The 20,545-nt window shown below is 33.1% G+C and carries 41 protein-coding genes and 2 tRNA genes; all 43 read right to left on the bottom strand.

Annotation, left to right across the window (positions count from 1 at the left end):
* Positions 1-42 precede the first annotated feature (42 nt).
* The 43 genes from RQ893_RS00410 to RQ893_RS00200 all read right to left on the bottom strand — a co-directional run bounded on the left by RQ893_RS00410 (position 43) and on the right by RQ893_RS00200 (position 20,499).
* Positions 43-1,686 (bottom strand): phage portal protein, encoded by a 1,644-nt coding sequence (locus RQ893_RS00410; protein WP_311481079.1) that lies wholly within the window; start codon positions 1,684-1,686, stop codon positions 43-45.
* Entirely contained in the window at positions 1,664-2,497 is an 834-nt protein-coding gene (locus tag RQ893_RS00405; RefSeq protein WP_311481078.1) for a hypothetical protein, read from the bottom strand. Before RQ893_RS00405 ends, RQ893_RS00410 begins: the two co-directional genes overlap by 23 nt.
* A gap of 25 nt (positions 2,498-2,522) precedes the next feature.
* A tRNA-Trp gene (locus RQ893_RS00400) sits at positions 2,523-2,598 on the bottom strand.
* 15 nt (positions 2,599-2,613) lie between these two features.
* Positions 2,614-2,823 (bottom strand): hypothetical protein, encoded by a 210-nt coding sequence (locus tag RQ893_RS00395; RefSeq protein WP_311481077.1) that lies wholly within the window; start codon positions 2,821-2,823, stop codon positions 2,614-2,616.
* A gap of 70 nt (positions 2,824-2,893) precedes the next feature.
* Positions 2,894-3,856 (bottom strand): BRO family protein, encoded by a 963-nt coding sequence (locus tag RQ893_RS00390; protein WP_311481076.1) that lies wholly within the window; start codon positions 3,854-3,856, stop codon positions 2,894-2,896.
* Positions 3,857-3,958: 102 nt separating this feature from the next.
* A complete protein-coding gene (locus RQ893_RS00385) occupies positions 3,959-4,135 on the bottom strand; it encodes a hypothetical protein (RefSeq protein ID WP_311481075.1) in 177 nt (58 codons plus the stop codon).
* A 68-nt stretch (positions 4,136-4,203) separates the two neighbouring features.
* Positions 4,204-4,602, bottom strand: a complete 399-nt coding sequence (locus tag RQ893_RS00380) for an ORF6N domain-containing protein (protein ID WP_311481074.1) — start codon at positions 4,600-4,602, stop codon at positions 4,204-4,206.
* Between the two features lie 96 nt (positions 4,603-4,698).
* Complete coding sequence (locus RQ893_RS00375; RefSeq protein WP_311481073.1) at positions 4,699-4,884, bottom strand: hypothetical protein; 186 nt, start codon at positions 4,882-4,884, stop codon at positions 4,699-4,701.
* A 102-nt stretch (positions 4,885-4,986) separates the two neighbouring features.
* Entirely contained in the window at positions 4,987-5,142 is a 156-nt protein-coding gene (locus tag RQ893_RS00370; RefSeq protein WP_265214635.1) for an odorant receptor, read from the bottom strand.
* Between the two features lie 475 nt (positions 5,143-5,617).
* Positions 5,618-6,481: a DNA (cytosine-5-)-methyltransferase gene (gene dcm / locus RQ893_RS00365; protein ID WP_311481094.1), complete on the bottom strand. Its 864-nt coding sequence runs from the start codon at positions 6,479-6,481 to the stop codon at positions 5,618-5,620.
* Positions 6,466-6,885 carry a DNA (cytosine-5-)-methyltransferase gene (gene dcm, locus RQ893_RS00360; protein WP_311481072.1) on the bottom strand — a complete coding sequence of 140 codons (420 nt, stop codon included), beginning with the start codon at positions 6,883-6,885 and terminating at the stop codon, positions 6,466-6,468. Before dcm (RQ893_RS00360) ends, dcm (RQ893_RS00365) begins: the two co-directional genes overlap by 16 nt.
* Positions 6,886-6,912: 27 nt before the next feature.
* A tRNA-Ser gene (locus RQ893_RS00355) sits at positions 6,913-7,000 on the bottom strand.
* A gap of 42 nt (positions 7,001-7,042) precedes the next feature.
* Positions 7,043-8,737 (bottom strand): phage terminase large subunit family protein, encoded by a 1,695-nt coding sequence (locus RQ893_RS00350; protein ID WP_311481071.1) that lies wholly within the window; start codon positions 8,735-8,737, stop codon positions 7,043-7,045.
* Complete coding sequence (locus tag RQ893_RS00345) at positions 8,725-9,132, bottom strand: hypothetical protein (protein ID WP_311481070.1); 408 nt, start codon at positions 9,130-9,132, stop codon at positions 8,725-8,727. Before RQ893_RS00345 ends, RQ893_RS00350 begins: the two co-directional genes overlap by 13 nt.
* A complete protein-coding gene (locus RQ893_RS00340) occupies positions 9,095-9,427 on the bottom strand; it encodes a hypothetical protein (protein ID WP_311481069.1) in 333 nt (110 codons plus the stop codon). Before RQ893_RS00340 ends, RQ893_RS00345 begins: the two co-directional genes overlap by 38 nt.
* On the bottom strand, positions 9,417-10,064 hold the full coding sequence (locus RQ893_RS00335) for a hypothetical protein (protein WP_311481068.1): 648 nt from the start codon (positions 10,062-10,064) through the stop codon (positions 9,417-9,419). Before RQ893_RS00335 ends, RQ893_RS00340 begins: the two co-directional genes overlap by 11 nt.
* A gap of 70 nt (positions 10,065-10,134) precedes the next feature.
* Positions 10,135-10,458 (bottom strand): hypothetical protein, encoded by a 324-nt coding sequence (locus tag RQ893_RS00330; protein WP_311481067.1) that lies wholly within the window; start codon positions 10,456-10,458, stop codon positions 10,135-10,137.
* 258 nt (positions 10,459-10,716) lie between these two features.
* Entirely contained in the window at positions 10,717-11,151 is a 435-nt protein-coding gene (locus RQ893_RS00325; RefSeq protein ID WP_308652483.1) for a hypothetical protein, read from the bottom strand.
* 46 nt (positions 11,152-11,197) lie between these two features.
* Positions 11,198-11,794 carry an FAD-dependent thymidylate synthase gene (gene thyX / locus RQ893_RS00320; protein WP_311481093.1) on the bottom strand — a complete coding sequence of 199 codons (597 nt, stop codon included), beginning with the start codon at positions 11,792-11,794 and terminating at the stop codon, positions 11,198-11,200.
* An 81-nt stretch (positions 11,795-11,875) separates the two neighbouring features.
* Complete coding sequence (locus tag RQ893_RS00315; RefSeq protein WP_311481066.1) at positions 11,876-12,067, bottom strand: hypothetical protein; 192 nt, start codon at positions 12,065-12,067, stop codon at positions 11,876-11,878.
* Positions 12,068-12,080: 13 nt separating this feature from the next.
* Positions 12,081-12,638 (bottom strand): NAD(P)-dependent oxidoreductase, encoded by a 558-nt coding sequence (locus RQ893_RS00310; RefSeq protein ID WP_311481065.1) that lies wholly within the window; start codon positions 12,636-12,638, stop codon positions 12,081-12,083.
* A gap of 63 nt (positions 12,639-12,701) precedes the next feature.
* A complete protein-coding gene (locus RQ893_RS00305) occupies positions 12,702-12,965 on the bottom strand; it encodes a hypothetical protein (protein ID WP_311481064.1) in 264 nt (87 codons plus the stop codon).
* A 13-nt stretch (positions 12,966-12,978) separates the two neighbouring features.
* On the bottom strand, positions 12,979-13,332 hold the full coding sequence (locus RQ893_RS00300) for a hypothetical protein (protein WP_311481063.1): 354 nt from the start codon (positions 13,330-13,332) through the stop codon (positions 12,979-12,981).
* A 2-nt stretch (positions 13,333-13,334) separates the two neighbouring features.
* Entirely contained in the window at positions 13,335-13,739 is a 405-nt protein-coding gene (gene dut / locus RQ893_RS00295; RefSeq protein ID WP_311481062.1) for a dUTP diphosphatase, read from the bottom strand.
* Positions 13,729-13,926 (bottom strand): hypothetical protein, encoded by a 198-nt coding sequence (locus RQ893_RS00290; RefSeq protein WP_311481061.1) that lies wholly within the window; start codon positions 13,924-13,926, stop codon positions 13,729-13,731. Before RQ893_RS00290 ends, dut begins: the two co-directional genes overlap by 11 nt.
* A complete protein-coding gene (locus RQ893_RS00285) occupies positions 13,923-14,315 on the bottom strand; it encodes a hypothetical protein (RefSeq protein ID WP_311481060.1) in 393 nt (130 codons plus the stop codon). Before RQ893_RS00285 ends, RQ893_RS00290 begins: the two co-directional genes overlap by 4 nt.
* Positions 14,312-14,491, bottom strand: coding sequence for a hypothetical protein (locus RQ893_RS00280; protein ID WP_311481059.1), 180 nt, complete (start codon positions 14,489-14,491; stop codon positions 14,312-14,314). Before RQ893_RS00280 ends, RQ893_RS00285 begins: the two co-directional genes overlap by 4 nt.
* Positions 14,481-14,762: a hypothetical protein gene (locus RQ893_RS00275; RefSeq protein ID WP_311481058.1), complete on the bottom strand. Its 282-nt coding sequence runs from the start codon at positions 14,760-14,762 to the stop codon at positions 14,481-14,483. Before RQ893_RS00275 ends, RQ893_RS00280 begins: the two co-directional genes overlap by 11 nt.
* Complete coding sequence (locus RQ893_RS00270) at positions 14,759-14,935, bottom strand: hypothetical protein (RefSeq protein WP_311481057.1); 177 nt, start codon at positions 14,933-14,935, stop codon at positions 14,759-14,761. The genes RQ893_RS00275 and RQ893_RS00270 overlap by 4 nt, the downstream gene beginning before the upstream one ends.
* 2 nt (positions 14,936-14,937) lie before the next feature.
* Complete coding sequence (locus RQ893_RS00265) at positions 14,938-15,129, bottom strand: hypothetical protein (RefSeq protein ID WP_311481056.1); 192 nt, start codon at positions 15,127-15,129, stop codon at positions 14,938-14,940.
* 3 nt (positions 15,130-15,132) lie between these two features.
* Complete coding sequence (locus tag RQ893_RS00260; RefSeq protein ID WP_311481055.1) at positions 15,133-15,297, bottom strand: hypothetical protein; 165 nt, start codon at positions 15,295-15,297, stop codon at positions 15,133-15,135.
* Positions 15,298-15,444: 147 nt separating this feature from the next.
* Complete coding sequence (locus RQ893_RS00255; protein WP_311481054.1) at positions 15,445-15,603, bottom strand: hypothetical protein; 159 nt, start codon at positions 15,601-15,603, stop codon at positions 15,445-15,447.
* Positions 15,593-15,919, bottom strand: a complete 327-nt coding sequence (locus tag RQ893_RS00250; RefSeq protein ID WP_308652458.1) for a hypothetical protein — start codon at positions 15,917-15,919, stop codon at positions 15,593-15,595. The genes RQ893_RS00255 and RQ893_RS00250 overlap by 11 nt, the downstream gene beginning before the upstream one ends.
* Positions 15,888-16,259, bottom strand: coding sequence for a hypothetical protein (locus RQ893_RS00245; RefSeq protein ID WP_311481053.1), 372 nt, complete (start codon positions 16,257-16,259; stop codon positions 15,888-15,890). The genes RQ893_RS00250 and RQ893_RS00245 overlap by 32 nt, the downstream gene beginning before the upstream one ends.
* Complete coding sequence (locus tag RQ893_RS00240; RefSeq protein ID WP_311481052.1) at positions 16,246-16,755, bottom strand: hypothetical protein; 510 nt, start codon at positions 16,753-16,755, stop codon at positions 16,246-16,248. Before RQ893_RS00240 ends, RQ893_RS00245 begins: the two co-directional genes overlap by 14 nt.
* The gene (locus tag RQ893_RS00235) at positions 16,745-17,290 is read right to left on the bottom strand and encodes a hypothetical protein (protein ID WP_311481051.1); all 546 of its coding nucleotides are present in this window, start codon (positions 17,288-17,290) and stop codon (positions 16,745-16,747) included. The genes RQ893_RS00240 and RQ893_RS00235 overlap by 11 nt, the downstream gene beginning before the upstream one ends.
* Positions 17,287-17,535, bottom strand: a complete 249-nt coding sequence (locus RQ893_RS00230) for a hypothetical protein (RefSeq protein ID WP_311481050.1) — start codon at positions 17,533-17,535, stop codon at positions 17,287-17,289. The genes RQ893_RS00235 and RQ893_RS00230 overlap by 4 nt, the downstream gene beginning before the upstream one ends.
* A gap of 19 nt (positions 17,536-17,554) precedes the next feature.
* Complete coding sequence (locus RQ893_RS00225; protein ID WP_311481049.1) at positions 17,555-18,286, bottom strand: hypothetical protein; 732 nt, start codon at positions 18,284-18,286, stop codon at positions 17,555-17,557.
* Complete coding sequence (locus tag RQ893_RS00220) at positions 18,264-18,449, bottom strand: hypothetical protein (RefSeq protein ID WP_311481048.1); 186 nt, start codon at positions 18,447-18,449, stop codon at positions 18,264-18,266. Before RQ893_RS00220 ends, RQ893_RS00225 begins: the two co-directional genes overlap by 23 nt.
* Before the next feature lie 118 nt (positions 18,450-18,567).
* The gene (locus RQ893_RS00215; protein WP_311481047.1) at positions 18,568-18,951 is read right to left on the bottom strand and encodes a YopX family protein; all 384 of its coding nucleotides are present in this window, start codon (positions 18,949-18,951) and stop codon (positions 18,568-18,570) included.
* Positions 18,948-19,190 carry a hypothetical protein gene (locus tag RQ893_RS00210; protein WP_311481046.1) on the bottom strand — a complete coding sequence of 81 codons (243 nt, stop codon included), beginning with the start codon at positions 19,188-19,190 and terminating at the stop codon, positions 18,948-18,950. Before RQ893_RS00210 ends, RQ893_RS00215 begins: the two co-directional genes overlap by 4 nt.
* A gap of 3 nt (positions 19,191-19,193) precedes the next feature.
* The gene (locus RQ893_RS00205) at positions 19,194-19,709 is read right to left on the bottom strand and encodes a DUF1599 domain-containing protein (protein ID WP_311481045.1); all 516 of its coding nucleotides are present in this window, start codon (positions 19,707-19,709) and stop codon (positions 19,194-19,196) included.
* A 271-nt stretch (positions 19,710-19,980) separates the two neighbouring features.
* Entirely contained in the window at positions 19,981-20,499 is a 519-nt protein-coding gene (locus RQ893_RS00200) for a Holliday junction resolvase RecU (RefSeq protein WP_311481044.1), read from the bottom strand.
* Positions 20,500-20,545 lie beyond the last annotated feature (46 nt).

Genomic DNA, 20,545 nt, shown 5'->3' with positions numbered 1-20,545 from the left:
TTTCTCCTTTTTAGACATAAAAAAACACGCTAGATATTGTTTCTAACGTGCTTGTGTTAGCTTAGACCTATATATAGACTTTTTCAAATCATCAATACTGACTTTTTCTTTTTCAAGCTCTAAATTAACTTGCTTTAAAGACTTACTAAATAAATCATCGCTTGTTACTTCTTCGCCTTGGTCTGTATCGCCATTTTCTGGGCTTTCTTCTTGATTATCTTCTTCATCATCTCCATAACTATCAAAATCAAATCCCATACTGTCACCACCTGGTGATAATTGCATAGCTTGTAGATAATAAGGATTTGCTATAATATCTCCACCTTCTATTTCTGGCAAGCCCTTATCTGCTCTCACCTCGTTAATAGTCATGTAAGATTCTGTCTTTCTTTTTGCTAGGTCTACTTGTTCTGATTCTGATTCATTATCTAGACCATCAAATACAAAAACGTACTCATCATCTATATTAAATCTTGATATTATGTATCTATTGATAATATTTTCAATGTATTGTAAGAGTGGTAACAATCCTTTAGCTTTTGACTGGTCAACCTTATCCTTATCGCCTGAAAAAAGGCTTGAACCTTTACCGCCTACACCACCATTATTTGGGAAATTTATTTCTGCTGGATCTATCTTGTATATAGCACAAATAATATTGATTAAGTAGTTTATCCACTTTTCAAATACCATTTCACCACCGGACTGGGCTATGTTTATAAACTCTAATTCCCCTGGCAAGGTGAATACTGGTATCTTCCATGCTCCCTTTTGCCCTGTTACCTGTGTTCTCCATTGCCTTTTAAAGGATTCTAGGGTCTGCCTGTCACCTTGGGCTGGTCCTCCCTTTTCGTTTTTGATATTAAGGATTCCCTTTGTCATTCCTCCTTGTTGGAAAAATCTCATATTGTATTCTTCGGCTTCAAGGTAAGAGGTAACTTGACTAACTATTAGCTCTATTTCTGATAGACCATAAGGCTGACTATATACATCTGTCCTAGGGTTTCTTACTGAAAAGGCCATTTCATCTGCTGTAAAGCCTGCTACAATCTGCCCATCTATAACTTGTACATAGGCTAACTCTTCACCTTCTCTAGTATCGACATCATCTGCTAATGCTGCTTCTTCAATCTCAAAATCTTCTAAAGTAGGCTTTATTGTTGTAGAGTCTACCGCTTCAAAGGCTTGTATATATTCCCCTGTTATATCATATTCAAGTTCAAAATTTACCTGGTCATAAGTTAATGAGTCCCTTAATATTTTTCTAATAAATATATCAAAATTATCACGATTAGGATTATCATTATTACCGCAATTTTCGATAAATCTTTCAATCCTGTCAATGGTCTTTTCTTGTTCTTCGTTAGGCTCTATGCTTGAATCTCTTAATTTAACCTTAAATCCAACTCCATTAGTAGAGTACTTACTTCTAGAAGTAAAAGCCCCTACCTGGTCTATCCTGGTGCTTATCACCGCTGCTATAGGTGCTACCTTGGTAGATACTTGTTTTAATAAATCAAATGATAGCTTTGTATCTTTTTCTTTAAAGTCGGTAGTTACAAACATATCCTGCATAGGTGGATCATAATTGTAGTAACTTCTTTCTATCCTGGGTGCGAATTGGTCCGCATTAAATGAACCGCCCTTAGAAGAAAAATTGACTTTATATCTCTGCTTTTCTGTCATTAATCCTCCTTTCGTAAATCATTCTGCCATCTTTATCAAATGTTGCTCCATCTGGTAGTACCTCAATCATACATTGGCAATGTGGGTGGGTAACTCCTATAACCGGTTGCCACTCTCCTACCTTCTTGCCATAATTAGTGCCATTAGCCATTAATTCTGATAAACTAAACACTTTCGGCGTCTTATCATCTTTTTCTAAATATAAATCCCTACAATGTTTACAAGCATTAGGGCTAGGCCTTTTAAACACCTTTGTTTCTAAACCCTTATTAGAATATGGACTAGAACCATCTATAATAGCCTGGGCTATACCCTCATTTTTGCTATTCATTAGCTCGGTTTTTACGACCATATCCCAATCTTGCTTGCTATCTTTAGTTATCTTTCTTAATTCGCTTGCAAGCCATGAGTCTCTAGGCCTATCATCTTTAAAAACATCATCTATAACTGAAAATTCTTTTTTTAGATAATCAATAGTAGTACTAGATACCCTTTGTCTAAACTTATCTAATTGATAATTAAGACCATCTTCTACGCTCTCTTCTGTAAGTTTGAATATAGGGTTATTAGTTGGCCTTATCTCTCTTGTAAGCCTTTCAACCTCTTCTGGATTAAGGTTCATGTTTTCGTACTTAACTTCTAACTGTCCCCTTTTATGCGCCCTTTCTAGTAAAGGTTGTAATTCTTGGGGTATGCCTAATTTTTTAGCTAAAGCTGGATCAACCTTACCACCTCTAGCTATCTTATTAATTATTTTTAAGTATCGGTCAAGTATAACCTTAACTCTCCTGTACTTATCCCTTGGGGTCATGCTTAACCTCCCTTATAATATTTTTTGGCAAAGTGGATAGGATTTGAACCTATATCTTCGGTTTTGGAGACCGACATTCTGCCTGATTAAACTACCACTTCATAAACAAGTAACCTTTAGTTACTTGTCAATACTTGGTATATTTCATCTACCGCTTGTTTCATAACTTTATCAAAGACAATACTAGCTTCGGTTTGTAACACTCTTAAATAAGTATCTCTTAAAGGATATTGTGCTGATTCTTCATTTATCGTGTTTTTGCTAGCCTTGCACAAGCATTTATGCTCTCTATTTGCCTTTTTAAAGCCTTTTATTTTTATTGCCATAGGATTACACCTCCTAGTTTTTTATACGTAAAAAGGATAGCCTGAATGACTATCCTTGATTTTTTTATATTTAATTGTTACATTCTGCTGCAAGTTCTAATATGTTTTTTGTATAATCTTTTCCCTTGCTTAGTGACAACCTAAGATTACTTATTTCACTTTCCATATTCCAAACTTCGGCTGAACCTAAACTAAAATCATCTCTAGGTTTATCTAAAACTCCTAGCCTTACAAGTTCTTCTGATATTATTCTTGTTATTTTCTTTCTTAGGTCATTATTTATTTCATATAGCCCTAAAGACCTATAAAGATTCTTCAAATCTCTAAGCCTAATATATAAGTCTACATCTTTGTTAAATTTTTCCTTACTATCAGTTTCAAAATACTTGTCAACATCTTCTAGCTTATCTGAATCAACATCATATCTCTTTATCAAATTATATACATCATCTTCAAAGAGTATGTTTAGACTATATTTCATATTATAAAAAGATTTGTTTTCATATTTAAAATCATCTAAAGACCTACCTTGTAACAAAAAACCTAAACCTTGTGTCTTTATGATCCAATTTAAGTTATTCTTAGCTTGTCCTGTTAGATACTCTAAATCTCTTACAATCAAAACAGGCTTACCTTTGTAGGTTTTCTTTTCTAGCTTGTATGGGTCTAGTTCTAGTTGCTCGCCTTTTATCTCATATTTACCAGTCTTTCTTATGCTAGGTAATACTTCATCTGTAACCCAATCTGTAAATTTTTCAGCTTCGGGTTTTCTTGATTTAAAAGATAATTTATATACACCACTTTCAGTTAAAAAACTACGTCCAGATGGTGGAATATTCAAATTGTTTGTTAAACCAACATCTGATTTCTTGATTTTTATAACTTGATTTTCATTAAAATTTCTTATATGGTAACGAACTGTTTCTTCTTTCATATCCAAACAATTGCCAACATCATAAGGATTGAATAAAATCTTATCTTTAAAATTTATTATTTCTACTAGATTACTACGATACATCATTGATTTAAACATATTATTCTCCTAATTGTAATATTTAGAAGAAATAGTACAATGTTATTGCGAATAGTATTATACTATTTTCTCCTATATTTCTTTTGTGAGGTATAGGAGTTTTTATTTGTCATCTTTCCTAATTATAATTTCCTTGTTTTTCTTATCTAAAATCAGTTCCACCTCTCTTTCATTTTCATCTATTCCTAAATCACGTAACCAAGGTATTGGCATATTTAATTTAGCTCCTCTTCCATTTCCTGCTTTGTGAAAAATAATTCTTAATTTTCTTTTCTCCATATTAGTACCTCACATTTAAAATTATATATCGTTAGTACCTTATTGTCAAGGATAAATTTAAATTTTTTTTAGGTTTTCTTTTCTAGCTTGTAGGGTTCTAGTTCTAGTTGCTCATATGCTTCTTCTTTTAATCTAAAATATGAATTTACAAGTTGCCTTTGTACTTGCCAGGCTAGATCATCAGTAAAAGATTTTACTAGCATTAGGTATCCGCTTTCGGTGAAAATATACCCACCTCTAGGACTCTCAATTCCAAAGCGACGAATTTCGTCGTTTTTGCATTTATCAACACTTAAATTGAAATAATCAACATCTTCTATAAAATGTTTTTTGTTTGTTCTAAAATTTCTACTTGCAGTATCTTTTGGTCTTTGGTGAATATAATCTATATCTTTAAATGTAACAACTCTTTGGCCTTGATATTCTTTAACTTTTATGCTTCTATCGATTATTTGTATTGTATTCACTTTATACTCCTTTATATATAATTAAAAAGTAGTATAATATCCTTGTACGTGTGATTATTACACTACTTTTCCCCGTGTTTGCCCACGGGGATTTTTTTAGTCTTTAATTTCTTTATAAGTTCTTCTTATTCCGTCTATTATAACATTTGCTCTAGATTTATTTAGCTTTTCAGAACAAAATTCTAATCTTTCTAAATCTAACTTTGATATTCTTATCCCAATTTTTTCTGTTTTTGGTTCATCTTCAACTGGTCTACCCATTTTCTTTTTATCTTTGCTCACATACAACTTGCCTTTCTCTTGCCATTAAAATATAATAATAGCATAGGCTAGTGGCAAGCCCAGCCTATACTTTTTGGTTTGACCTCTTTTTAGAGGTCTTTTTTAGTCTTCAAGTGTTTTTTGCAAATCTTCGATTATTTTTTCTAGCCTTTTTGTTTTCTCTTCTTCGTTATCTTCGCTTTTTATTTCTTCAAGCCTATCCAATAACATTCTTAGAAAACCATTGAATTGTTTGTCAGTCATTCCCATTTGATCCATTGTTATCTCCTTTCTCTTGCCATATTCAGTAAGTAATATCTTACTGTAATTATATTATACATTATGGTCGACCATAAGTCAAGTATTATTTTAAGTTTTTTAAAGTTTTTCCATTAAAAAAGAGAGTTTTCACACACTCTCTCATATTATGGTATAATAAATCTGCCCCTTTGAAGAAAGGAGGTGTTGCCCGATGGGGGAATTATTGTTGACAATTATGTCATCACTCATATTACCTTTGTTTTCTAATATTCTTTTCGAGTTATGGAAAGAAAGAAGAAACAAAGACAAAAGCAAAAAGCAGGACTGACTCTCCTGCTTTTTTGTTACCCTTGTGGGAATATTGTTATTCACTCATATCACAAAGTTTGAAAGCTTTGTGGCTTTTTTTGATGATTAAGAGGTGGCTTCTCTTACTAGGATTATATACTATAATCACTTTTACTTCAAGTTTTAAGATGTAATCATTTACTAATCATTTCTTTTTATTCGCCTTAAATAACTGCATAAAAATAGCGGCTAATACATCTACTACAATTGCATTACCCGCCTGTTTATATAACTGACTATCGCTATTTACTTTTCTAGCCTTATAAAAATCCTCATCATCAATTCCCATAAGTCGCCAATATTCTAAAGGGGTAAGTTTTCTGATTCTTAAATCGTCTGTAACTACTCCCCTATCACTATTACAAGTTAAGGTTTGGCAAGATTCTTTTTGTACTCTACCCCTACGATTATTACATCTAGGATTGATAAGGTCTATGCCATCTCCGCTATGTGCTTCAAGGTAACCTTTTTTATTGCCGTTTTTAATGGTAAGTGCCTTATTTTCTTCTTGCTCCGTTATACAAGGCTTATGATTGCACGTAAGTGTAGGACTTAGCCCCTTATCGTCAAAAACTCTAAATTCAGATGGTCTAGGTCTTGTTTCATGATATAGTTTGTGAGTCTGTATAAGTTCTGGTTCTACTACTACATTCCCTTCGCTTTTTCTATTACTAACTCCCCTGTGCCTTGTAGTGATACAATTAGCTACTTCCTTTTCTTTTGGATCATTAATTGAAGAGTCAAAAACTGTTTTACCCTTGACTCCCCAATTTCTGACAATACCGACTAATTGTTTTATCCTGTCATTAGATAGATAGTATTTTTCATCAACCTTATCCTCTAATACATCTTTAAGTCTAGTGGTCAGTACTTGCTTTTCTGGAAATTCAAATCCTTGTGTATCATCTAAGATTGATATACAAAATACCCTTTCTCTATTTTGTGGTATTCCATAGTCTTTTGCATTAAGTACCTTTGAATAGTTTGTATAACCTAGAGAAGTGAGTATATCAAGCCATTTCTGATACCCCCCCCCTTATTCTTCTTAAAGGTCAAAGCCTTAACATTTTCCATAAGTAAATATTTAGGTCTTTTAGCTTCAATTATTCTTTCGCATTCCCAAAGTAGGCTACTTCTTGTGCCACTATCCTTATCAAATCCTTTTCGTTTGCCGGCCATGGATAAATCTTGACAAGGAAAAGAATATGTAAATAAATCAAAATCTGGTAAGTCTTTAGGGTCTATCTTGCTAATATCTCCATAATTTTTAGTTTCTCCATGTATAGCTTGGTATGAGTCAATAGCAAACTTATCTATTTCGCAAATTCCTACCACTTCATGGTCTATACCTGCCCTTTCAAGTCCCATTCTTTGTGTACCTATACCGGCAAAGCTTTCAAAAACTCTTAACATAAATTAATTCTCCTATTTTTGTTTTTCTGGCGACAAGAGAGGGATTCGAACCCTCGCACCTCTTAAGGTCTAACGGATTAGCAATCCGTCCCCTTTACCGCTTGGGTATCTTGCCACAAAAAAGACGGCAAAAACCGTCTTAAATTCTTTATAATATTTAGATTTCTACCAAATCCATCTGGTAACCTTTAGATATTTTAGATCCATACTGTGTATACTTATCAACACCTATGAGTGCATAAGCTAAGCAACAAGCTAAGTGGTCTGCACCTTTTCTGGTCGCTACTTGATAAATATAACCGTCTTTGTCCCTATCTAGGATTTGTACATTCATTAAATGTTTTGTAAGTATCTGTGTCATCTCGTCTTGATAAGAATAAAATCCAATAAAGCCTTGCTTTACTGCCTGGATTGTTCTTTGCATTTTAGAAGTCTTATCTACCTTTACAAGCCTGGTCTTTTCGTTCCAATGGTCTGTAAAGTTTATATGAGAATAAGGTCCTGTAGTAGTAGTCCATGCACAAGCATAAGCGCTATATTGAAAGGCTCTTAATAATTCTGTATTCTTATCTGCGCCGTATCCTGCATCTGCTATGATATAATCTGGTTCAAATGGTTTTAATAGTGATATAACTTGCTTTACGTCCATAAGCGGCATAACATTAGAACGCTTAAATTCTCGCATACATACAACTTGTATTGTCATATTAGGTCTAATTCCTAAAACTAGTACCCATGTAGGCTCGCCCCAATCTATACCTGCTATATAGCCTATAAATTCATCTGTCCTATTTACTTCTTCGTGTGGTGATACAATATGTGTTTTAACATCATTTTCTTGGATTTCCAAACCTTTATTTGCATAAGGTTCGCCTAATACATAGTTATAAAATAACTGTTTAAAAGGATATTCTAATTTCCTACGCATAATAGAATCGGCTGATATATGAAGTGCATTTAGCTGTGATATAAAATAGCCTCTAGTATCTTTAATTTCAGGTCTCCTGGCAATCCACTTACCGACCTGCCACCTATCTAAAGGCTTTCTACACTTAATACACCTATACTCATAAGTGCCATTTTCGATTTCTTCTGTAATAGGATTAAAACCATCTTTAACCTGGATAATATTATCCATTGTGATCTCTTGCCATGTATTACAATGTTTACACTTGTATAAGTACCTTCGCTGGTCTGACTTTTCGTATAACTCATTTATTCCTATACCTGGTAAAGTCGGTGTAGACCATCTTCGCATAAGGCCATATTTAGATGAAGACATAGACTCTTTAAAAGCTAGTTCAGTTCCTAGCCTCATTCTGTCATACTCATCTGCACAATACATATCTATATCAGCACCTTCACCTTGTGATCCGTCGCCTGACGTCCTCATAAAAATATTAGAAGTGCCAATTTTTTTACTAGATACGTTATTAAGGTCTTTTGCTACTTGTCTTTGTAGGTGTGGACTATCTTTTATAACTGGACTTACCCTAGTCCTGGAAAAGTCCGCCATCTGTGCCATGGTAGGAAATGTATACATGATATTTACATTGTCATGTGTATCTGCAAACCATAAAACCTCGGCTGTTGCAAGTTCACTCATACCTAGCTGTCTTGCTTTTTGAATAACTTTGTTAGGGTGGTTGTCATTCAATACCGCTTCTTGCCACGGTCTATGTGCGAATGGATTATGATTTGATATAAAGGTCATAGGCTTAGATTTTATAGGCTTATACTTAAGTGCCCATAAGGCCGGAAAACTTCTTATAATTGTATCTTCTAGGCTCTTCTTGGCCTTTCGGCTCGACTTAAAAGAATTTACATTGTCTATAATCTTTACGCTATCCATGGTTGAATACCGCCTAGACTTTGTATAGTATCACTTGCCTTATATAGGTCTATTTCCTGTAGACCGTTTGTAAAGCTAGCCTCGTTAAGGTGTAAAATATATTCCTTATCATCAAGACCATTAGGATTTGTTATTATAATTCTTAAGTATGGGTAATAGCAATAATTAAGAAAATTCGCTTCTTCTCCATAGTATCTCTCGACCGTTTCTTGGTCTATAAATTCATTAGGGCTTATGAATCCTAGAACCTTATAACCGTTTATTTCTAATATAAGGTATCTGTCATTTAGGCTTGTCATTTGATATTCCCTAAAGTCAATTCTTAAATCTGTAGTCGACTGTAAGGTCTCTTCGATTTTAGAATAATCCATCTGGCGGCCTATTTTCTTCATCATTAGAATTGTTCATACGGATTAGCATTCGACTATATAATTCTTTAAGGCTATCATCTTCGGTCAATCCTAGAGTATCAAGCAATAATTCTTGATTATCTCCGTTACCGTTATCCATACTCTTTAATAATAAGCTTATATTAATCAAGCGGTTTAGGTCTTCTACGTTTTTTGCCCTTACTGTGCCATCTGCAACATCAAGAAAAAAATTAGTGATTAGAGTATCGACTGCATTATTAATTAGCTTATCTTGGCTGTATTTAGTTTTTAAAAGCTTGCTTGCTGAATTAATCTTCATCTTCCTCGACCTCTTTTAATTTCTTCTGGATTTCTTTTTCGGTCTTTCCTGCGTTTCTTAAATAGTCTTCGTAATAATCTGTTTCCTTGTAGTAATCTTCTTCTACAACTTCAAGCTCGGATAATACCTTTTGTTTCTCGTTATCTGGTACATACTTAAACATTGACTGTAATAACTGCATATATTTCTTTTCTGTTATTTCCTGCAAGTTTTTAATACCAAATTGTGTTAGTCCCGCCAAAGCTCCATCTGTTAGCTTGTCTTTTAATTCTATAGCCTTAAATACATTGTCAATAGTAATTAAGTAGTCATTTTCTTTGATTAAGGTTTTTAGCTGGTCTGATCCTGACTGGATAACCATATCTAAAAACTCCATATCACTTTTTAGCTTATTGACTTGCGACCCTGATTGGATTTCTCTTTCCTGGTCTTCTATAAGTTTTTTAACTGGTGCCTTATTGATAAAGTCTTCAAGGTTATTTTCTTCTACTGAATAGGACTTTCTTATTTTCCTATACTTGCTTAAATAGTCATTTGAGATGCTAAACCCTTGCTTTTCAAGGTACGCTCTAATATCCTTAATACTGCTTTTCAAGTCAATCATTCTATTGACTTCTTCAATATAAGGACTATCCATTAAAAGCTTGATTTTAGGAGGTATCTTTTGCTTGCTATTTATTTTTTTCTTTGCAATTTCAAAACACCTCCTATTCTATGTAAATTGTCTTTATATATAACTCGACTAGGGCTATTGCCCTGCCAAATCCTTCAATGATTGCTTCTTCATCTTTGCTAGAATATTGAGAAATAGCAAGGTCAGAATTATTTTCTATAAAGTTATGCAAGTCATCAATCATAGCTTTAGATTCTTGTTCTATATCTTTATGTTCATACTCATAACTATAGTTTGGGAAATAGTCCTTGACTGTGTAAGGCTTTTTAGTCTTAATTATATATAAGTCACTTTCTGATTTTTTGGTATCACTTATTTTATTATCATGATTATTTTGGCTAAAATCTTTATGTTTCATAACTCTTTCCTTGCTATTTTTCACAAATTTATAAATAAAAAAAGCCTTGATAAAATCAAGACTTAGGAGACTGGCAATGTTTTTTAGTAGTAAGAAGGGCTGGTATATAGAATAAATTAGGAGAATTTTATGTCAAACGCTTCTGAAGAACTAGATGGTAAAAGATATTCACCCGAGTACAACTGTCAGCCCGTTACTACTATACACTACTATTATAGCCTGTATTTTCTCTTAATGTGTTCACTCTTTTTCCGTTTTTCAAGCGTTCCCAAACATTTTATAGCTTAAAACCTTTAAGGCTCTATTTGCTATAGTATAAATTTGTGTTTTTTCATAGTGGTATTCTTCCATCAGATCATATACTGCCCCTCTTTGACCTGAAGCATAAAGAGTCATGACTATATCTTTTTCATCATCATCTAGATATGTTAAAGCACTTTCCACCATTTCAACTATTGCCTTGTTAATTCTATTGTTATGTTCAAGCATTGCCCTTTTTGCAATATTGTCTAGGTAAGTATCATCTAAATTTCTGCCTCCGCCTTGGACGGATTCTTCGCCATACCTAACAGTTATGCTTGTTAGGCGGCCGTTTATCTCTTCGATTCTTTCGTCTATCTCTTTTGTAGTTGTCCTAACTTGCACGTACTTTCTTAAGATTTCCTTGCATAGGCTCTTATAAAAATCTTGCACTATTCCTCCATGCTTTTCTTAATTCGGCAATTTTTTCTGCACTTTTTTAGTCATTTTCAGCTAGCATATCTTCCTTTATTTCTAGATTATAAATATCCCCATAATCTGCCAAATCAAAATCAAAGACAAATACCGGGTATTCTTCTTTCATTATTTTTAAAATCTGATAAGCAATTTCTCTTATGGATTGGTGGGCTGCTTTATCTAGTCTTAATTTTAAGAAATGCCTTAACTCTCTAAAATTCATTGTCATATATAGTCTAGTTGCCGTACATTGTGGCAATGCTCCCCTGGCCTTGTCCCTGTTGGACTTTTTGTCTCCTCCCATTTTCTTATAAACCTGTGCCAAAGACCCGCATGCTCTTTTCTTACGCTCTCTTTCTTCTTCCGTATATGTTTGGTCTAGAACTATATCAAAGTCGCTTAAATCTACATACCTGGTTGATTCTTGACTATATGAAGCAAGCCTATGCCTTACAATCTGATTGGCACAAGCCCTATCTGTGGTAATAAGAAAAGATAGGCTGCCATGCTCGATTATGGATTCGTGTCCTACATCTATAAGATTTTTTAAAAACTTTTCCCTACCTTCCCTAGTCTCACTTCTTTTAGACCTATAACATAATCTGGCTGCTTGTTCTATTTTGGATAAAACATCATCATATGATGGGTTTTCTTTTACTAATTAGACTTTATTTTCTAATATTCTTACCATGATTTTCCTTTATTCCTCAACTTTATATTTAAAATTTAACTTAGAGTCTTCATACCTTCCATCGTCGCTTAAAAACATATCGTCAAGTTCGTTTTTTAAATCTTTGATATAGCCATCATCTAGCTTTTCAATTACATTCTTTTTCTCGTCTTCGCTTATTTCTACTTCGTACTCATATTCAAATCTAACTTTTAATTTCATTTATTTCTCCTTTCTATATCCACCTAATAACTGGTTCACCTTTAAAGCCTTTTTCCCATATATACCAACAGTAGCAAATAGCACTATTTCTTGGAAATCCTTTAAAATCTCCGTTTCTAGCACAATTCACCCTCTTGCTAAATACATACACGTATTTAGGTGGATTCTCTTCAAATAATTCTCTACGCTTTACACTCTCTAAAAATTGTATCTTAAGCAGCATGGCAACTCTTTGCCCTGGTTTAATTATTTTTATAGAGTGTTCCACAAATTCCTTGGCGTGCTTATATGGTGGATTTGTGATTATATCTCCATGCCAACTCTTTATAGTGAGGTAATCTACCCCCCCCGTTCCAAAATTACGGTCTATTAAGTCGCTTGATTCCACCATGTAGCCGTGTTTTTCTAGTACCTTTGATATGTGCCCTTCACCGCAACAAGGCTCTAAGATATTTTTATCAAAGCTTTCTACCTTCAGCAATTCTTCAACCGCCTGTGGATCAGTAGCATAATAATCGTGCTGCACCCTTTCAAATTCTGAATGGTTACTAGCGCCCATAATCACAAACATATTATTGTGTGGGTTGTAATCTAAATTGTCTTTTCCTGTTTCTGATATTTCCTGTTCCTCTTTCTATGCTTGCACAAAAAATATATCGTTGTACAATTCATCTAATTTTTCTTTAGCTTCGTTGAAGCTGTTTATTTTTTCTGTTAGTATTGCAGCATCTGAATTTTCAAATACCGCTTGTATGCAATAACCATAATTATTTTCTACACCTTCATAAGATCCATTTATATTTTCATTAGAAATGTATATAGTTTGGGGTTGTCTTTTTATTATTTTTAAGCATATAGGATTAATTGCTATTCCTATATCTCCTTTTACAATAATCATTTTTCTTAACCTCTTATTGTTTTTTCAATTCTTCAATCTTTTTGAAAACATAATCAATATTGCCTTTTATTTCGTCTTTTGTCATGCTGTATACATCTTCAACCTCATAATCCTTGGTTAGGGCTATCATATACATTTCTTCCTTGTTAGGTATTAACACTAATCCAATAAGTGATATGCCTAATAGTATGCCTACTATTTTTAAAAAGCTTCCTAATATTTTTTCTTCATATGTCCCTAATCCGGTGGCAACATCAGTATAAAATACTATCCCAACAAATAGAATTGTCGTAAATAAAGCTGCAAAAACAGTAGAAATCTTTCCAATTTTATCTAGCATTGAGATTAAATATATAGTTTTTCCCATTTCTAATCCTTCCCGCTTGATCCAAAGCCTTTATCCCCTCGGCTGGTATCTGTGTCAATTTCATCTGCTTTTATAGGTTCTACTACTATTTCCTTGCCAAAAACTAACTGTGCTATCCTGTCACCTTTTCTTATTAGATAAACACCGCCACTTAGATTGGTTAAGCACACCTTAATTTCTCCCCTATATTCACTATCTACAAGACCTGTGTGGCAAAGTATACCCTCACTAGATAGGCTAGACCTTGCTCTTACGTCAGCATATATACATTCCTCAAATTCAAAGTATAAGCCTGTATCAATTAGTTTTGTTTGGCTCGGATTAAGGACTGTATCAATATTTGCCCTTATATCCCAACCTTGGTCTCCTTTATCCTTTGTTAGCTCGTATGGTGCTTTATATCTCATTAAATGCTCCTATATACTCAAATTCCCATTCCCAAACCTCTTCATCATCTAGCTTTCTTCTATAAACAAGCAAATCATAATAATCACAATCATCTAGGTCGTTATTAATATTAACACTTAAAAACCCGTCCTTAGGGTAAGTTCCTGGGCTGAAAGGTCTCATTCTCATAGCATATAAGTATCTCATTTTTCTATTTCCTCTATTTTCATGCTTTCAAGTTTTATTTTTGTAAATTCTCTAGGCAGGTTTTTGTCCCTCCAACGTATATACGCTAGTTGTGCATGAAGTCCATTCCTAGCTTCTACCGTTTTTTTAATGCTATATGTGCCCCATTCCTCTATGGTAAATTCTGGGCTATCTACTTCTACTACTGTATCTGGGTCTACCTTGCACCAATACTCCAAGTCTATGTGATCGTCTCCTACATCTACTACTGGTCCTACAATATATCCGTCTACATAGTAACCATATACATGGTTATCCTCATCTATATATCCTTTTTCTTTGCCCTCTATTACAAAGTCAGTATCTTTTATGAGTTTATCTATATCTAGGATTTTTGCTTTAAACATCATTTTATTTTTCCCTTTCTAAATCCATATCCTATGTTATTTTTGGCAATTTCATTGCTCAATTTTCTAAGTTCATATTGCTTTTTTAAGCAGCATTCAAACTCTTCTTTGTTTATCCCTTTAATATGTGTTTTTATGGAATAAATTCCGTTATCCATGCGCTTGATTTTAAAATCCATCACTAAGCCCCTTAGATAATTCCTCTCTTATAACTTGTTTGATAACTTTCTTAAGCTCTATATCATTTTCATTTAGAAGGTCTTTAATTACCGTTCTTGCCGCTTCATATAGGTAGTCTTTTTCTATATCCCTTATATAATCAGTATCAAACAAATATTCCTCTTTAATTACATTTGAAATATCTTCTTTTAAAACTTCTTTTATGTGGTCTTTTATTTCTAGCCAATCTTCCTGTGTAAAATATCCAAATGTTTTTTCTTGTATATTCATCTCTTTACAATCCTTCTTGTTTCCTCGTGTCCTATCAAATAAGGCTCTAGGTCCTCTTTGTTTTCTGCAACTGCTAACTGTTTCCATTTGTAGGTTCTATAAAAAGATATTCTAGTAGTCGGTATCTTTAACGTGCAATCTTCCTTGTACTCTAAAACATAATTAAATTTCATATTTAATCTCCCCATACCAAAGTTACAAAAACAGTATCGGTTTCATCTAAATAATTCACATCTGTTGCATCTAAAGGTGTATGACATTCTGCATAATCCCCCCAGCCAATGATTTTTTCCTCAAACAAATCAAATTCCAACTCACTTTCAGGGTCAAAATCAGAAAACCACTCTAAAAAATCTTTTACTTTCATAACTCAATACCTCTTAATTTCTTCTAAATTCAAATAAGGGGCTATTTCATAATCTATTTTAAAATCGCACTCATACTCTATATCGCTATCTTCATCATAAAGATAAGCTAAAACATCTTCTTCACCGTCATATAAAGATAGTTCTCTGATTAAATCTTTTACTTTCATGTCTAAACCTCATAAGTATCTATTACATTTATAATTCCGTCTTTTATTTCACTAGCTATTGATTCAGCTAAATTATCTCTATCTACTTCATCATCTGTATTAAAATCACCGTTCAAGCTTTTATTTATCTGTTTAGATATGAGCTCTTCAACGGTAAACCAATTTCTGTTTATCCAATCTTTTAGCTTTCTTGTTATCTGATTTTTCCACTAAGTCTTTAAAGTTTTCCAACGTTAAATTTCTCTTTTCTAATTCTTTTATCATTTCTTGTTCTCCCTTTTTTATTTTTCCATCATCAATCCTCAACTGCTTCCCCAAGACATCTGGTCATCCAATTAGGCCGGGTTTTTTCCTCTTTCTCAACCTCAATTTCATACTCGCTAGTCCTTTCTTCAATATAAAGGCTAGCATACTTCCTCACCTCACTATAAATCTTATAAGGCAGTTCACCATCAAGATTTTCTAAATATCCAGTAACTTCTGATTGAAATCGTCTATCATCGCTAACCGCAAATAAAGGCTTATCCTTGTAATAACACTTAATGAAATTACTTGCAGTTTCTACATCTAATCCCAAATTAACTAAAAACTTAATAAATTCTTTTCTCTTTGTAGTCTTCATCTTTCATTTCCTTATTCTCTGAGATATTTCGTTTTGCCGTTTCTATTTCCTTGTCTACTTTCTCGATCATACACTCAATAAAATCTTTACATTCTTGTCCGTATTCAGTTTTTAGTTCTCTTTCATAATTTCGTCTTTGGAGCTTCAAGTTTTCTAGATAGTATTCTTCGCTTACAAGGCTCATATGAAGTACCTTTTCAAAATTAGCTCTTATATGTTTCCCGCAACTAGGGCATTCCACTAATTCGTCTTGTGCATCACCATCTAAGTCACAAACCTCTACTACTTCATCTGGTTCTATTTCATGGCCACAATATGGGCAATAATCACTTCCTAACATCTTCCGCCTCCTCTTTGATATAGTTATCAAGGTCTATATCTAATTCCTTGCTGTATTTCTCAATTTCTGCATTCGTAAATAAAACTTGATAATTTTCTGTATTCTTTGCTTCGTCTACTAGCTCTGAATAATATTTTCTGTTGCTAGCTAACATGCTTATAGCTAAATAAGCATCTTTACCGTGTTTTGTCTTAAGGTATTTGTGCTTATAGGTGTGTTTTTGATTTTGATCTTCCCTTTCGTCTTCTGGCGTGCTTGAATACTTACTAAGTAGTTCGTGTAACTCCTTCTGGTGTTCTTCGTCCATTTGCTCAAATAGATAGGTGTTGGTATCAAAAATATATGGTTTATTAACACATACTGTAGCTATTTCTTCATCATAGTAGTCTTCGTCATAAGGATCGTATATTTCTATATAAGTGTTGTTTTCATAATTATAAGTATTCCAGCTATATCTCAACTCTTCTAATCTATTAGTAAGCTCTTTAGTAAGCATAAGTAACCTCTTTTATTTCTTCAAATTCTGATAAATTGATATGAAATAGTCTTTTATAAAAGTCAATTTCGTCATCTGTAAAGTTTTTCTGCAACCACTCAAATCTATCACCTATGGCAGTTAAGCAAGGGTATTGTTCACCTGTTGCTATAAAACTAGCTATGTTAAGATATAAATCTTCTCCATAATCTGTTTTGTGGTTCTTGTGCTTGTACATACTTCTTATTTCTTTTTTAAATCTTTCTTCTGGTGTTGCACTGTCTATCCAGTATTTAAGCATACTTAATCCTTTTACAAATAAATCAAAATCTTCACCGTTGTAGCTATAAATTTCTATATCTTTTTTATCCCTATAAAATTTAGCAATCTTAATTTTTTTGTAATTGGTTCTATTACCATAAACGCAAACTCTTTGAAAATATAATGTATATGATTTTTCCTTTTTATTTTTTTCTATTGAGTATTTTTCGTTTGTATGCTTCAAATATTCCTCAAACCATTTTAAGGTTCTTTTTGTTTGTGGTAATCCTATCATTTTGTCACCTTATTTCTAAAATCCCGCTTTTCTTCGTCATATACCAACTTGTATAATTCTGTGCTTGTCTTGTTTTCTGGATCTATACCATTTCTTCTTGCTAGTTCTGATAAAATCTCATGGATAAGTTCTTGGTTGATACTAAAGTTAATTTTAAAAACTAATAGCCTAAAAATCGTTTGTAGAAAACCTGTAGACCTAGTTTTTATATCTGCCTTTACTTCATCTAAGCTTAATTCATTCATTCTTGATCCTCTGTGATTTCTATCTTGATTGAGTCATAACCTCTCTAGTCACAACCCAATCCCCTATATATCTTTCGCCATTTTCTCCTATAGTTTTACAATCTTTATATTGACTGTTTCTTTTTGTCAGCTTTCTGCTGATTTTTGTATGAGAATTAGCTTTTATCACTTGACCCGTTTTTCGATTAGTAGCTGTATAAACTTCTTTCATGTTCATTTTTGCCACTCTTAACTTTGCTAGTTCAATAGCTGCTAATAAAAGTTCACCATGAGTTAATTTTATAGACACAAACCTTGATAAGGCTTTATGTTCAGCTTTAGTTAACAAAATTATATTATCCCAATCTAGGTTGTTTTTATCTCCATCTACAAACACTCTTATATAACCTTTGCCATAAATTGACTCTATCTTAGAATCTTTAACTATTGATAATAGCTGGTCTTTTGTCAATTTTATATTGTGCTTATTGTTAAGTACCTTTCGCATTTCTTCAAATTGCAATTTACTCTCATAGGGTCTTAAAGTTTCTACAACCTTATCTTTGAAATCCTCATATTTTCTGCCTGTAAGTCTTTTTACATAACCCTTTTTTCTCATATAGTTTTTTACGCTTACCTCGGATATATCAATTATAGTTGCCAATTCATCTATGGTCTTGCATTTCCAATTCTCATCAATTAGCGTTTTACCTAAATCATTTAGTCTATATACTTTGCCAAATTTAGTTTTATATAAGGTCGTTTTTGTCATTTCTCTTATTTGCCCTTAATATAACGCTAGCATTGCTTATCATCTGGCAAGCCATTTTAGAAATAGCATTTGCCTTGTCTAGATCGAATGTTGTCAAGTCCTCTTTGTTTGTTAGTTTTGTTATTTCTTTGCCTAATATGTCTTGTAATTCAGTTAATTTCATATGTTTAACTCCTTTTAATTTTGTTATTTCTTTGTTGGGTGTATCGTTCCAAACCATATAAAAGCCATTACTAGTGAAAACATTAAAAATATTATTAAGTCTTCAAACGTTTTTTCTGTCATTCTTGATCCTCGTAAATATTTCCTATTACTTCGAGTGAAATGTGTCTTGCAAAATCTCTTAAAAACTCAATATCAAAATCACCTTCTATCATCCAGGTAAGATATTTGTCGCTCCACTTGACTTCGTTATATTCAGCCTCATGGCCGTTATAGTCAACTAATATGTCGCCTTCGTATATCTCTACACCGTTTTTATCTTTTAAACCTGTAGACCACATGATATTGACTTCATCAAAGCCCCTCACTATATCAAGGTCGGACCACTTTTCGTTTCCTTCAATTTCATCAGTATAGTACATAACTTCTTTGTTTTGATAATCTATATACTTAACATCTCTTATGATTTTAAATTGTTTGTCATAAATTCTGCACTTTCTCATCTGGCCCTCCCGACTTCCTTTTCTTCTTGACAAAAACCATATAATTCATACAAAACTTTTCTTCTTTTCATTCTGCTTAGCTTGTTAAAGCCTTTGTTTATTGAGTAATTTATATCCCCATCTTTTACCTTTATGGTTGCTATTAGGTTGCGTTTTGTATCGTAAAGTTCAAATCCTTTGTTGTTTTCGCGTGCTTGAAATTCTTCGCCTAGTCTCTCTAATAGTTTTTTATGATCCATAGGTCATTCCTTATTCTTAATCATGTAATCCAGGATATAGCCCCATAAGGCTTTTGCCTCCTTATTTTCTAGAAACCAATAGCCGACAAATAACTTGAAATTACTTTCACTAGCTTTATTAATTTCTCCTATATCCCAACAACCGTCACTTGTACCTATTTTAATTTTTCTATTATCCGACTTTGCATATAAACCTAAAGTTTTTATATTTTTAATCAGTTCATCTTCTTTGTTTTCTTCAAGTTCCATTTCTACAACAGTCATTAGTGCATAGTTAGCAAGGTCTACAAGGCTATCCCTAATGGATTCATTCTCCACTTCAGCTTTTCCTTTGCTGTGGATTCCTTTAATCCTATTTACCTTGTGTAGGATCTGCACTAGTCCTGATTCAAATCCCAACTCTTTGTAAACTTCAGCAAAGCTATTGCCATAGTCAGCGTTCTTTTTCTTGTATAGGTCTAGACTCTGTTTCATTATTTCTTCAAGCCTTCTAGCTCTTATATCTGTATTTTCTGTCATTTAGTCCCCTTATTTTCTCCTAGACTTATTGCACTTGTTACAATACCTAGGTCTTTTGTTTAATTTTTTATATTCTTCTTCGGTCAAAATTCTTTTCATAGCAATTAGATATTTCTTTTCCCTAGGATAAATTTGTTTATCTATTAAAATGCGACACTTAGTGGCTTCTTTTTTCGTGTAAAAGTGGGCGTGCTGTTCGTACTTTCCATGCTCCCTTTTTAGCAGCCGTGGTCTTTTCATTTTTGGATAATAGATGATTGATAATTTCATGCTATTTTCCATTGGTTTTATAATCTAAAAACATTATTCCGTGCCTATAAGGTACTTCGTATTCGCCTATGTCTTCTTGTTTTACATATTTTCTTCCGTATAGGCTTTTCATATTGATCCACACTTCCCATGGTATGAAGTAGTATTTGTTTTGTATACCTCCACAAACACCTACAAATCCTCCTAGTTTGTGTTTAAGGTCTAATACTTCCCATTGCTTATCGCTTACTACGTCTTGCTTTAATCTATCTGTAGTGGTGTATTTAGCTTCAAAGCATATAGACCTACCACCTTTTAGAGTTCCCTCAAAATCCGGGTTAGCATTCGCTGTAAATTGCCCCTTAAATTTTCCACCCTTGTATAGTTGTATAACTCTAAACGGTTCATCTATTTTTGCAATTTCCGCTATGCCTTTTTTTCTGTAGTAGTCGCAAGCATCGGATATTACCTTTTCAAAATTCTTACCAAATCCATTATTTTGTAAACTTCTGTATCTTATTTGAAATCCCTTTTCTTGCACATTTTCTCCTAGTCTTCACTTGCTTTTATATAAAATACTGGATCGT

This window comes from uncultured Anaerococcus sp. (assembly GCF_963510915.1).
GTDB lineage: Bacteria > Bacillota > Clostridia > Tissierellales > Peptoniphilaceae > Anaerococcus.
This window is presented reverse-complemented; position numbering and strand designations above follow the sequence as displayed.